The 12311-nt window shown below is 64.8% G+C and carries 11 protein-coding genes and 3 pseudogenes; 4 read left to right on the forward strand and 10 right to left on the reverse strand.

From position 1 onward, the window contains the following. The first annotated feature begins 33 nt into the window (after positions 1–33). Complete coding sequence (polA, locus tag AUC70_RS04730; protein ID WP_083241259.1) at positions 34–3003, forward strand: DNA polymerase I; 2970 nt, start codon at positions 34–36, stop codon at positions 3001–3003. 3 nt (positions 3004–3006) lie between these two features. Here polA and AUC70_RS04735 read toward each other — a convergent pair whose 3' ends face one another. Next, a complete protein-coding gene (locus AUC70_RS04735) occupies positions 3007–3261 on the reverse strand; it encodes a hypothetical protein (protein ID WP_069443809.1) in 255 nt (84 codons plus the stop codon). Between the two features lie 144 nt (positions 3262–3405). Here AUC70_RS04735 and AUC70_RS04740 point away from each other — a divergent pair, with 144 nt between their 5' ends. Together AUC70_RS04740 and AUC70_RS04745 are read left to right on the forward strand one after the other, a co-directional pair. Continuing rightward, positions 3406–4668, forward strand: a complete 1263-nt coding sequence (locus AUC70_RS04740; protein WP_069443810.1) for a SulP family inorganic anion transporter — start codon at positions 3406–3408, stop codon at positions 4666–4668. A gap of 77 nt (positions 4669–4745) precedes the next feature. Continuing rightward, positions 4746–5957: an APC family permease gene (locus AUC70_RS04745; protein WP_206599309.1), complete on the forward strand. Its 1212-nt coding sequence runs from the start codon at positions 4746–4748 to the stop codon at positions 5955–5957. A gap of 3 nt (positions 5958–5960) precedes the next feature. Here AUC70_RS04745 and AUC70_RS17495 read toward each other — a convergent pair whose 3' ends face one another. The 9 genes and pseudogenes from AUC70_RS17495 to AUC70_RS04770 form a co-directional block, all read right to left on the reverse strand. After that, positions 5961–6158 carry a type 1 glutamine amidotransferase family protein gene (locus AUC70_RS17495; RefSeq protein ID WP_206599310.1) on the reverse strand — a complete coding sequence of 66 codons (198 nt, stop codon included), beginning with the start codon at positions 6156–6158 and terminating at the stop codon, positions 5961–5963. Then, on the reverse strand, positions 6152–6655 hold the full coding sequence (locus AUC70_RS04750; protein ID WP_206599311.1) for a glutamine amidotransferase-related protein: 504 nt from the start codon (positions 6653–6655) through the stop codon (positions 6152–6154). The genes AUC70_RS17495 and AUC70_RS04750 overlap by 7 nt, the downstream gene beginning before the upstream one ends. Before the next feature lie 54 nt (positions 6656–6709). After that, positions 6710–6913 carry a hypothetical protein gene (locus AUC70_RS04755; RefSeq protein ID WP_069443811.1) on the reverse strand — a complete coding sequence of 68 codons (204 nt, stop codon included), beginning with the start codon at positions 6911–6913 and terminating at the stop codon, positions 6710–6712. Positions 6914–7130: 217 nt separating this feature from the next. Next, positions 7131–7760, reverse strand: coding sequence for a gamma-glutamyltransferase (locus tag AUC70_RS16105; RefSeq protein ID WP_083241260.1), 630 nt, complete (start codon positions 7758–7760; stop codon positions 7131–7133). Between the two features lie 133 nt (positions 7761–7893). Beyond that, positions 7894–8172: pseudogene (locus tag AUC70_RS18750) on the reverse strand (gamma-glutamyltransferase); the annotation flags it as partial. A gap of 55 nt (positions 8173–8227) precedes the next feature. Then, positions 8228–8434: pseudogene (locus AUC70_RS18755) on the reverse strand (gamma-glutamyltransferase); the annotation flags it as partial. Then, a pseudogene (locus AUC70_RS18760) lies at positions 8412–8651 on the reverse strand (gamma-glutamyltransferase); the annotation flags it as partial. The pseudogenes AUC70_RS18755 and AUC70_RS18760, both read right to left, overlap by 23 nt. Before the next feature lie 124 nt (positions 8652–8775). Continuing rightward, positions 8776–10581, reverse strand: coding sequence for a phosphoenolpyruvate carboxykinase (GTP) (locus AUC70_RS04765; protein ID WP_069443812.1), 1806 nt, complete (start codon positions 10579–10581; stop codon positions 8776–8778). Positions 10582–10692: 111 nt separating this feature from the next. After that, positions 10693–11436, reverse strand: coding sequence for a HugZ family pyridoxamine 5'-phosphate oxidase (locus AUC70_RS04770; RefSeq protein ID WP_206599312.1), 744 nt, complete (start codon positions 11434–11436; stop codon positions 10693–10695). Positions 11437–11613: 177 nt separating this feature from the next. Between AUC70_RS04770 and AUC70_RS04775 the strand changes: the two genes are divergently transcribed. Then, positions 11614–12309 carry a response regulator transcription factor gene (locus AUC70_RS04775; protein ID WP_045364328.1) on the forward strand — a complete coding sequence of 232 codons (696 nt, stop codon included), beginning with the start codon at positions 11614–11616 and terminating at the stop codon, positions 12307–12309. Positions 12310–12311 lie beyond the last annotated feature (2 nt).

Consider the following 12311-nt stretch of genomic DNA (forward strand, 5'->3'; position numbering starts at 1 on the left):
CGCGGGCCACGCAGTCCTTATAGTCGCCCGGTCATGACCAAGAAGAGCACCGCCTCATCCGGCGCCAGCAAGCCCGCAGGGCCCAACAAACCCGCGGGGCCTGGCGACCACGTCTACCTGATCGATGCCTCGGGCTATATTTTCCGCGCCTATCATGCGCTGCCGCCCCTGACGCGCCCCTCTGACGGCCTGCCCATCGGAGCCGTGCACGGCTTCTGTGCCATGCTGTGGAAGCTGTTGCGGGACGCGGGCGAGCTCGACCCGCCGACCCATCTGGCGGCGATCTTCGACAAGTCCGAGCATACGTTCCGGAACGACCTCTACGAGGCTTACAAGGCCAACCGGTCGGAGACGCCCGAGGATCTCGTGCCCCAGTTTCCGCTGGTGCGCGATGCAACGCGCGCCTTCAACGTGGCCTGTATCGAGAAGCTCGGCTACGAGGCCGACGATCTGATCGCGACCTACGCCCTGCAGGCCAAGGACGCCGGCGCCGACGTCACCATCGTCTCGTCCGACAAGGATTTGATGCAGCTCGTCGGACCCGGCGTGCGCATGTACGACACCATGAAGAACAAGGTGATCGGCGAGGAAGGCGTGGTCGAGAAATTCGGCGTGCCGCCCGACAAGGTCATCGAGGTGCAAGCGCTGATCGGCGACACGTCCGACAATGTGCCGGGTGTGCCGGGCATCGGCGTCAAGACGGCCGCCCTGCTGATCGGCGAGTACGGCGACCTCGATACGCTTCTTGCGCGCGCCTCCGAGATCAAGCAGCAGAAGCGCCGCGAGAACCTGATCGAATTTGCCGACCAGGCGCGGCTGTCGCGCACGCTCGTGACGCTGGACACGCAGACGCCGCTGGACGTGCCGCTGGCCGAGACGGCCGTGCGTGCGCCGGAGCCTGAGGCGCTGCTCGGCTTCATGCGCGAGATGGAGTTCACCACGCTGACGAAACGCGTGGCCGAGGGGCTCGGCGCGCCCGTCCCTGACGGCCTCGACAAGCCCAAGAAAACTGCCCGCAAGAAGAAGGACGACTACGATCATCCGCTGCGGCAGAGCCCGCGCGGCGCCACCGGACCCGCCCGCGATATTGCCGTGCAGGGCGGATCGCCCCGCGAACTGGCAGCCGAACGCCAAGGCCGGATCGAGGATATCCCCTTCGACCGCGCCACCTACGAGACCGTGACCGACACCGCACGGCTATCGGAACTCGTGGAGGCGGCGCGCGAGCAAGCCTTCGTGGCCCTGTCGGTGAAACGCGACCGCGCCGACCCCATGGCATCCGACATTGCCGGCATCGCACTGTCGCTCACGCCCGGCAAGGCGGCCTACATTCCCATGGCCCATCGCGCGGGTGACGGGCTCGATCTCGGCGGCGGTCCGGAGATTGCGCAAGTTCCTCCCGGAGAGGCGCTGAAACTGCTGAAGCCGCTGCTCGAAGACGAGGCCGTGCTGAAGATCATCGCCGACGCCAAGCCCGCCATGGTGGTGCTGGCCCGCTACGGCATCGCCCTGGACAGCGTCGACGACCCCACGCTCATCTCTTATGCGCTGGATGCCGGGCGCTCGGACCACAGCCTTGCGAAGCGGACGGCGGCCCTGTTCGGACACACCTGCTTCACTGAGAAGGAGGTGGTGGGCACCGGCAAGTCCGCGATCCCCTTCGACCAGGTGGACGTGCCCCGCGCCACGGAAGCCGCGGGCGAAGAAGCCGACGCGGCCATGCGGATGTGGATGGTGCTGAAGCCCCGCATGCCGTCGGAAGGCGTCACGGCCGTCTACGAGACGCTCGAGCGGCCGCTGGAGCCGGTCCTTGCGGAGATGGAACGGGCAGGCATCAAGGTGGACCGGGCCATGCTGGCACGCCTCTCCGGCTCGTTCGCGCAGACCATCGCGCGGCTCGAAGACGAGATCCGCGAACTGGCTGGCGAGGACTTCAATATAGGCTCGCCCAAGCAGCTCGGCGAAATCCTGTTCGACAAGATGAGCCTGCCCGGCGGGCGCAAGACCAAGACCGGCGCCTGGAGCACGGACGCCGCCGCGCTCGAGGAGCTCGCGGCCGCGGGCCACGATCTGCCGCAGAAGATCCTCGAATGGCGGCAACTCGCGAAGCTTAAAAGTACGTACACGGATGCTTTGCCGGCCTACATCAACCCGGACACGGGACGCGTGCATACGCGCTACGTTTTGGCGTCCACCACGACGGGGCGCCTCGCCAGCCAAGAGCCGAACCTGCAGAACATTCCCGTGCGCACCAAGGAGGGCCGCGAGATTCGCAAGGCCTTCGTGGCCGAGGCCGGCAAAACGCTGATCAGCGCGGACTACAGCCAGATCGAGTTGCGCGTGCTGGCCCACATGGCCGACACGCCGACTTTGCGCCAGGCCTTCGCGGACGGCCTCGACATTCACGCCATGACGGCGTCGGAGATGTTCGGCGTGCCCATTGAGGGCATGGACCCCGGCGTGCGCCGCGCGCCAAAGCCAATCAATTTCGGCATCATCTACGGCATCTCGGCCGTGGGCCTCGGGGCGCAGCTCGGCATCCCGCGCGGGGAAGCGGCCGCCTATATCAAGACCTATTTCGAGCGCTTCCCGGGCATCAAGGACTACATGGAGCAGATGAAGGCGGAGGCGAAGCATTCCGGCTACGTCTCGACCCTCTTCGGGCGCAAAGTCCACTACCCCGAGATCAACACGAAGAATCCGTCGCTACGCGGCAACTACGAGCGTGCCGCCATCAACGCGCCGATCCAAGGGTCGGCGGCGGACATCATCCGCCGCGCCATGATCCGCATGCCGGAGGCTTTACGCGATGCGGGGCTCGAAGCGCGCATGCTCTTACAGGTTCACGATGAGCTGATCTTCGAAGCGCCGGAAAAGGAAGCGGAGAAGACCATGAAGGTCGCGCGCGAGATCATGGAAACCGCGCCCGCCCCCGCGCTCGAGCTCAAGGTGCCGCTACAGGTCGACGCCCGCGCCGCCGACAACTGGGAGGCCGCGCATTAGGTGTTAGCCGTGGCGCGGCCGGACCGCGGCGACGATGTTGGTCTGCACCACGCCGTCGACCTTGGCGATCTGGTTGAGGATGGCCTTGTCGCCGTCGGGCGAGTCCTGACAGTCGAGTTGGGCCACGAGCTTTTCGTCCGACAACCTCACGACATTGGCGAAATGGCAGTTGTCCATTTCCAGCGCCTTGAGGGTATCGAGGGTGGCCATGGCATTGGCCGAACCCAACAATTCGATAAAGAGATAGATGTTCACCATCGGGCGTATCCTCCATCTTGCTGTCCGCACCTTCGACGGGACCTTGCGACGTAAACACGCTCGCACCCGAATTGGTCCCACCTCCAGGGCGGCCGGGGCAATTCGCGCATTGACGGCGGGTGGGCCGGTGCGCGACACGGGCCCATGAAGCCTAAGCTGATCACTACCCTCCAGACCTATACGCGCGCGGACTTCCTCAGCGACACGGTCGCGGGGCTGACGGTCGCGCTGGTCGCGATCCCGCTCAGTATCGCCATCGCCATCGCCTCGGGGGCGGACCCGGCGAAAGGCATCGTCACGGTGATTGTGGCCGGGTTTCTGGTGTCGTTGCTCGGCGGCAGCAAAGTCCAGATCGGCGGGCCGACCGGCGCCTTCATCGTGGTGGTCTACGGCGTCATCGCCGAGCACGGCTATGACGGTCTCGTGCTGGCGACACTGATGGCCGGGATCATCTTGCTGATCGCCGGCGCGCTCCGGGCCGGAAGCCTGATCCAATACATCCCCGAAGCGGTCATCAACGGCTTCACCATCGGCATCGCAGTGATCATCGCCACGAGCCAGCTGAAGGACTTATTCGGCATCCAGGTGGAGTCGCTGCCGGCCGATTTCCGCGGCCAGGTCGCGGCGCTTTGGGCGGCGCGCGACACGGCCAGTCTCACGGCTCTTGTGATCGGCGTTGTGACGCTGGTCTCGATCGTGCTGCTGCGCCGGGTTGCTCCGCGCCTGCCCTGCACGATCATCGTGGTGGCCATCGTCTCGGCCGTGATCGCGATCTTCGCGCTGCCAGCCGATACCATCGTCTCGCGCTACGGGCCCCTGCCGCAGACCCTGCCGATGCCGGCCCTGCCCGTACTGTCATTCGAGCGCGTGGTGGAACTGTTGCCGAGCGCCCTCGTCATCGCCTTCCTTGCGGCGGTCGAATCCCTGCTGTCGGCCATGGTCGCGGACCGCATGATCGGCAGCCGGCACCGGCCGAATGCGGAGGTCATCGCCCAGGGCGCCGCCAATGTGGGCTCGGCCCTGTTCGGCGGCCTTCCGGCGACGGGCGCGATCGCCCGGACGGCGAAGAACGTGCGGGCGGGCGGCAAGACGCCGGTCGCGGGGCTGATCCATGCGCTCGCGGTGCTTCTGATCATGCTGGTCGCGGCGCCCCTTGCCGGGCATCTCGCGCTGCCGGCGCTCGCCGCACTTCTCATCCTGACCGCCTGGTACATGAGCGAGCCGCACAAATGGCGCGGCTACATGGCGGAGCGGCTGGCGGACCGGGTTCTGCTGGTGTTGACGCTGGTGCTGACGGTTTTGACCAATCTCACTATTGCCATCGCAGTTGGGGTCGCCTTGGGGCTGGCCATTCGGCTGCGGCGGCGCAACGTGCCGCCCTCGGACTGGCAGACGCCGGAACGCTAACCGCGATTTGCGTGCACGGGCACCGGCCCACATGATCTCGCACGCGTCATTCGCTATTGGTTGGACGATTGGTTCCCATGATGCTTAGCGCCCTCATACTCCTGACGACGGCCGCCTGCGCGGGGCTGATGGCGTGGCCGAAGCTCGCCAACAACCGTCTGTGGCGCGCCACGCTGACACCGCTGGCCTCGATCATCGGCTCGGGCTTCCTGGTGCTCGGCCCTATCCTCGACGACCGCTTCGGCGCCTACGGGCTTCTCGCTATGGCCGCGCTGTGTGCAATGGCGGCGATGTTCGGCTCGGCCATCCGCTTCAACATCGCCGCCTACGATCAGGACGGCTGGATCGCCGGATCACCGGTCGAGCGGCTGGAGTCGATCTCGTCCTGGGTGCTGGCCTTCGCCTACATCATCTCGGTCGCGTATTACCTGAACCTGTTCGGCGCCTTTGGTGTCAGCCTTGCGGATGTGGATCAGGACTTTTCGGCGAAGTTGCTCACCACCGCGATGTTCGCGTTCATTCTCGTCATCGGCTGGACGCGGGGCTTCTCCGCGCTCGAACGGCTCGAGCAGATTTCCGTTGGGCTGAAGCTTGCGGTCATCGGGGGGTTGCTGGTGGGCCTTGCGAGCTATTTCGGCGCTAAGGCATCCGCAGGCGCGCTCGTCCTGAACACGCCGCAGGTCACGGGCTGGAACGCAGTGGCGATGCTCTTCGGCCTGATCGTCACGGTCCAAGGCTTCGAGACCTCGCGCTATCTGGGCGAGACCTACTCCGCCAAGACGCGCATCGCCTCGATGCGGCTCGCCCAGATCATCTCGACGGCGATCTATCTCGTCTATATCGGTCTCGTCACCTTCGTGTTCGCGCGCGAGGACCTGCATTTCTCGGAGACCGCCGTGGTCGACATGATGGGCATGGTCGCCCCGATCCTCACGGTGCTGCTGGTGGTCGCGGCGCTGAGCGCGCAGTTCAGCGCCGCGGTGGCCGACACGAGCGGATCGGGCGGGCTGTTCGAGGAGCTGACGCACGGCAGGGTCTCGAGCCGGGTCGGCTATCTCCTGCTCATCGTCGTCGGCATTGCCCTGACCTGGACCGCGGACGTGTTCGAGATCATCGCCTATGCCTCGCGCGCCTTCGCAGCTTACTACGCGATCCAGGCCGGCATCGCAGCGCACTTCGCGCACCGCAACAAGCCGTTCGGGCCCCTATGCATCTCCTATGCGGCGCTGATGGTGCTCGGTCTCGCCATCACCCTGTACGGAACGCCGGTCGAAGGCGGCGCCGAATGACGGCTAGCTGCGCGGCAAGCGATCGAGCCAATCGTTGAACAGCCGATGGCTGGCTTCGTTGGTGGCCGGGGCATAACGGGCCGCGGTGGCGCGCATCTCGCCCAAATCCACATTGGAGTTGGCCAGTTCCAACGTGTGACCGATGAGCCAGCGCTCCATGTCCTCTTTGGGCAGTTCCACATGGAACTGCAGCGCTAGCACGTTGGGGCCGTATGCGAAGGCTGGTTGGGCGTGATCGTGGTAGAAGCGAGCCGCGTGGCGCCGGACGGCAGATCGAACGTGTCGCCGTGCCAGTTCAGAATATGCAGGCCTTCCAGCACGCCGAGCGGCGAGGCCTTGCCTTCCTCGGTCAAGGTGAGCTGGTCCCAGCCGAGCTCTTTCTCCGCGCCGGGGTAGACGCGGGCCGCGAGCACCGCCGCCAGGGCCTGCGCGCCGAGGCAGATGCCCACCACGGGCGTACCCTTCTTGACCACGGCCTCGATCAGCTTCAACTCGTCGGTCAGGAAAGGATAGCGCTCGAACTCGTAGACGCTGATGGGCCCGCCGAGGATGAGCACGAGATCGGCGTCGAGCGCCGGGCTGAGATCGTCGCGTCCCGCTTGAAGATAGGTGAGATCGACGCCGCGCTCGGCGAGCACGGGGCCGACCGTGCCGGCATCCTCGAATGCCACGTGATAGATCGCGACGGCGTTTTTCATGCGGGTCTCCCTCCCTGCAAAGGTTGCAGCAGGATCGCACCGGTACCGACAGTCCTATTGCCTGTGTGCGACACCGTGTTGTTCGTTTGCGACATAGGATGAGAACACGGAAGTGACACGCCAGAAGCCAAAAACGTAGGTGGTAGCTACAAGAACGAAGATCAGAAGCAGCGCAACGATCGCAAAGCTTCCTCGCGCGCCCGCTTTGAAGCGGCCCCATTCCACCGAAAGAGAATCATTGGGGGATTTGTCTGTCATCAGGTCACACCTCTCACCAAAATGATTGGTGCAACCCAGAAATATGTTTGCGACTGGCAGGGTGATTGTCAAAGCATAACTAGTTCTTGTGCGGTGCATCTCCACAGGGCCGGTGCGAAGAGAAATTCGCCCGCAATCATATTGCTAGGGAGTTTTTGCGCTGCAACTGAACTAAGAATTCTCAGCATTTCTAGTGCTCGGGACGGTGCAAAGACCGCTATGCGACCTTCGCGACGCCCTGACGGCGCGGATCGCCGGCCCCTTGCGCGCCCTTCTTCTCGTGCCAGCGCGCCACATGCACGCCGCCGAAGAACAGGTTCCGCTCGGGCCAGGCCTTGGCTTTCGCGCTGAGCGCGCGCAGGGCCGCCTCTTCCTCTTCCGTGAAGCCCGGCTCGAAGCTCACCGTGCCGCAGCGTTCGACATGCAGACGCGGCGCGTTCACCGCGTCCTCCACCTCCATACGGTGCGCCATGATGTTGACCGCCACCTGCAGAATCGCGGTGCGGATACGGTTGGACCCGCCCGTGCCGAGCGCGGTGACCGTGCCGTCGGCTTCCAGAATGATCGTCGGGGCCATCATGGAGGACATGCGCACGCCTTCGCGAAACTCGCCAGGCTCGCCGCCCACCACGTCTTCCTCGCCGAGCATGTTGTTCAGCATGAAGCCGTGGTCGCCGACGATGAAACCGTTGCCCTCGCCGTTGGAGAGGCTGACGGCGGCGGCGTACCCTCCGCGCGATGACGCTGATGTGGGTCGTGCCGCGATAGGCCTGCGGGGCTGCCACGCTCGCGGCGATCTCCCCGGCGAGAGCACCGGCCGCCAGCTTCGCGGCGAGCTGATTGCCATGGGTGCCGCGCACCTCGTTGGTCGCGATCATGGCCGCGCCCAGCGCGCGCGCATCGATCTCCTGCCCCAGCGCGGCATGGGCCTCGAGATAGGACAGGCCGTAGGCGATGAGCGCGCCGCCCGCGCTCGGCGGCGGATTGAGCGCGACGGCACCGCCGCCGAAGCGCCACAGGAGCGGATCGCGCACGCACACCTCGTAGCGTTTGAGGTCGTCCATGGTGAGATGCCCGCCGAGGCCCTGGGATTGGGCGGCGATGGAATGGCCGATATCGCCATCGACGAAAAGGCGTGCGCCGTCCTCGGCGAGCCAGGCGAGCGTTTCGCCGAGCCCTTCGTTGCGGAAGGTATCCCCGCCTTTGAGGAGCGTGCCGCCGGGGGCGAAGATCGCCCGCGCCGACGCACTTTCCTGCAGGTCGGTGCGACGACCGTGAACAGATAGGCTTGGAAGTCCGAGAGCGGAAACCCTTGGTTCGCCGCGCGGCGGCCGGCTCGACCAGCCGCTTCATAGGCAGGCGCCCATAGGCCTCGTGCATGGCGAAGAGGCCTTGCGCAATGCCGGGCGTGGCGCTGGCCCCAAGCCCGATATGGAACTCCTGGGTAGCAGGTCCGAAATTCGCGTTGATCGGAAAGAAAGAGACTTCGTTCGCGGGTCGACGCTTGAGCGGCGTCTCCACGAAAAAAGTCGAACAACTTCGCCGCCCGCTGGCCCGCGGCCCGCGCCATCAGGAAGCCGCCGCCGCCCGGAGAGGAAAACACGGCTTCGGCGACGAAGCTCATGCACACGCCGGCAATGGCCGCATCGAAGGCGTTGCCGCCATCGGCGAGGATTTCGGCGGCGGCCTCGGCGGTCAGGCTATGGCCGGCCGCGACGACGGATTGGGGATTGTTCATCCGGGAGTGCGTAAGGGGCGTTGCCGCCGGGAGCAAGGGCGAGATGCACGAAACGGTGCCCAAAACGGCGCATGGCCGGGACAAGCCCGGCCATGCTTCCGTGTCTTGGTACTTTGGAGACGCGCTAGCCCAAGCGCTGCTCCAGATCGGCGAGCTCTTCCTTCAAGCCGCCCGGCAGTTTGTCGCCGAAGGACTCATAGTGCTCCTTGATCGAGGGGATCTCCGCCTTCCAACCTTCGACGTCGACGCGGAGCAACTCCTTCATGTCCTCGCCATCGACATCGAGACCTTCGGTGTCGAGCCCGTCCTCGGCCGGGATCTTGCCGAGTGGCGTGTCCACGGCCTCGGCCTTGCCATTGCAGCGCTCGAAGATCCACTTCAGCACGCGCGAGTTCTCGGCGAAGCCCGGCCACAGGAATTTTCCGTCGGGGCTTTTGCGGAACCAGTTCACGTAGAAGATCTTCGGCATCTTATCGCCGCCCTTCTCGCCAACCTTCAGCCAGTGCGCGAAGTAGTCGCCCATGTGGTAGCCGCAGAAGGGCAGCATCGCCATGGGATCGCGGCGCAGGTTGCCAAGTCCGCCCGTGGCGGCCGCGGTCTTTTCCGAGGCCATGATCGAGCCGAGGAAGGTGCCCTGGCGCCAGGACGCGGCTTCCGTGACGAGCGGCACGACGGAGGCGCGGCGGCCGCCGAACAAGATCGCATCGATCGGCACACCTTTCGGGTCTTCCCATTCGGAAGCGATGACCGGGCACTGGCCGGCGGGCGCGGTGAAGCGCGAGTTCGGATGCGCGGCCGGCCGGCCGGCGTCCGGGGTCCAGGAGCGGCGCAGCCAGTCCGTGGTATGGGCCGGCGGCTCCTTCGACATCTCCTCCCACCAAACGTCGCCGTCATCGGTGAGCGCGACATTGGAGTAGATGCAGTTCGCATCCAGGGTCCGCATGGCGTTGTAGTTCGACTTGTCCGACGTGCCCGGCGCCACACCGAAGAACCCGGTCTCCGGATTGATCGCATAGAGGCGTCCGTCTTCGCCGAACTTCATCCAGCAGATGTCGTCACCGATGGTCTCGGCCTTCCAGCCGGGAATCGTTGGGTTCAGCATCGCCAGGTTGGTCTTGCCGCACGCGCTCGGGAAAGCGGCGGCGATATACTTCACCTCGCCTTCCGGATTGGTGAGCTTGAGGATCAGCATGTGCTCGGCGAGCCAGCCTTCGTCGCGCGCCTTCACGGACGCGATGCGCAGGGCGTGGCATTTCTTGCCGAGCAGCGCATTGCCGCCATAGCCGGACCCGTAGGACCAGATCTCCCGCGTCTCGGGAAAATGCGAGATGTATTTGGTTTCACTGCAGGGCCACGGCACGTCGGCCTGGTTCGGCGCCGAAAGCGGCGCGCCCACCGTATGCATGCCGCGGACGAAATCGTCGCTGTCGCCGAGCGCGCCCCAGACGGCATCTCCCACGCGGGTCATGATGTGCATGTTGGCGACGGCGTAGGCCGAGTCCGTGACCATGACGCCGATGCCCGCGATCGGGGAACCGACCGGCCCCATGGAATAGGGCACTACATACATGGTGCGTCCCTGCATCGCGCCGTCGTAGAGCGCGGAAAGGGTCTCTTTCATCTTGGCCGGGTCGAACCAGTTGTTGGTGGGGCCGGCGTCTTCTTCTTTTTCGGAACAGATATAGGTCTGGTCTTCGACGCGGGCGACATCTTTAGGGTCGGAACGGACCAGGATGGAGTTCGGGCGCTTCTCCTGGTTCAGCCAGATCGCCGTGCCGCCATCGACCATCGCCTTCAGCAGCGCCTGGTATTCCTCCTTGGAGCCATCGCACCAATGGACTGCTTCCGGCTTGAATAGCTTTTGCGCCTCGGCCACGAACTCCAGCACTTTCGGATTCGTGGTCGGGGCCACTTTTGACTGAACATTCATGCGTTTCCGTCCCTATTATTTGATGTTGTCTGTTGTTCTAGTCGATGGAGCTTTCTCCAATATGCTTCGTTCTTGGAAAACGCCTATCGGCAAATAGGCCAATGGCAATTGTCAGGCAGAGCCTAGCGTGGCCCTGGCCTCATCCACAAGTCGTACGAGTTCCTTTCGCGCGTCCTGCGGGGTGTGAATCCGGCCCCTGAAATCGATCCGCAGGGCCTCGGTGCCCCGCACAAGATCGCACCCGAGCGGATCGAGCCCGCTCATTAGCCAAAGGGGGTGCCGCCGGATCAGGCGCCACACCGCCGAAGACTTGCGCATAGAGAGCGACGGCGGCGGCATGGTCCTCGTTGTGCGCGACGATGCCGTCCTCAGCCTCCAGGAGGCTCTCCGCGCCCGCGAGCGGGACCAGCAGGTCCTCCGGCGATAAGTCGACGATGCGGCCGAAGCCGCCGATGAAATGGGCGCCTCGATTTCCAGCCTCCAGAACGAAAAATCCGGAAAATCCGCGTAAAACGCGGCCTGAGCCTGCCGGGCCAGGAACCGCCGGCGAGCGGCCGGATCGTCCGTCCGTTCGGCTCGCCCGCTGAGCGTCAGGCGCGCGCCTTGCAGCGGATCGCCGCCGCCGGGACCCCCCAAACCCGTCCCGTCCAGAAGGATCGCCGCGCGAGGGTCGGCCACCAGATTGCGCGTATGCCGGGCCAGCGTCGAAATGAGGAAGATGGGCGACCCGTCCACCTCCGTCGCCAGGGTGATGAGCGAGGCATAAGGCGCCCCGGAAGGGGCCTCCAAGGTCGCCAAAGTGCCCTTGGTCGATAGTCGCACGAGGCTGCGCGCTTCGGCCGCGATCCCTGCCATATCGGGTAATTCTGGAGAGTTATTTACTTGCGCCATAACGGTTTTTGTTGCATCCCGGTATTGATGGGTCGGGCGCACGGCGCCCCAAGCTTTGCCCCGATGCTGCCATGGTTTTCACGCAGCGCTAGGAGCATAACACCCAGTCAATCGCGTACAGCGCGCAAAAAGGCCCCCCCTATGCCAACAATTGCCCTTGTCGATGACGACAGAAACATTCTTACCTCCTTGCGCATGGTGCTCGAGGCGGAAGGGTATAAGACCCAGACCTACAACGACGGCGCCAGCGCGCTGGACGGCTTGTTCGACAGTCCGCCCGATCTCGCCATCCTCGACATCAAGATGCCGCGCATGGACGGCATGGAGCTCCTGCGGCGCCTTCGTCAGCGCACGGAGATGCCCGTGATCTTCCTCACCTCGAAAGACGAGGAGATCGACGAGCTGTTCGGCCTCAAGATGGGTGCGGACGACTACATCCGGAAACCCTTCCCGCAGCGTCTGCTGATCGAGCGCGTCAAGGCGGTGCTGCGGCGCGCCCAGCCCCGCGACACGGCCCAAGTGGCGGACGACAAGTCCAAGGTCCTGGAGCGCGGCAAGCTGAAAATGGATTCCGAGCGCCACACCTGCGTGTGGGACGGGTTGCCGGTGACCCTCACCGTGACCGAGTTCCTGATCTTGCAGGCGCTGGCGCAGCGCCCGGGCGTGGTAAAAAGCCGGGACGCGCTGATGGATGCGGCCTATGATGATCAAGTCTATGTCGACGACCGCACAATCGACAGCCACATCAAGCGGTTGCGGAAGAAGTTCAAGGCCGTCGACCAAAGCTTCGATGTGATCGAGACGCTCTATGGTGTGGGCTATCGCTTCAAAGAATAACA

Source organism: Methyloceanibacter stevinii, from assembly GCF_001723355.1.
Classification (GTDB): Bacteria; Pseudomonadota; Alphaproteobacteria; order Rhizobiales; family Methyloligellaceae; genus Methyloceanibacter; species Methyloceanibacter stevinii.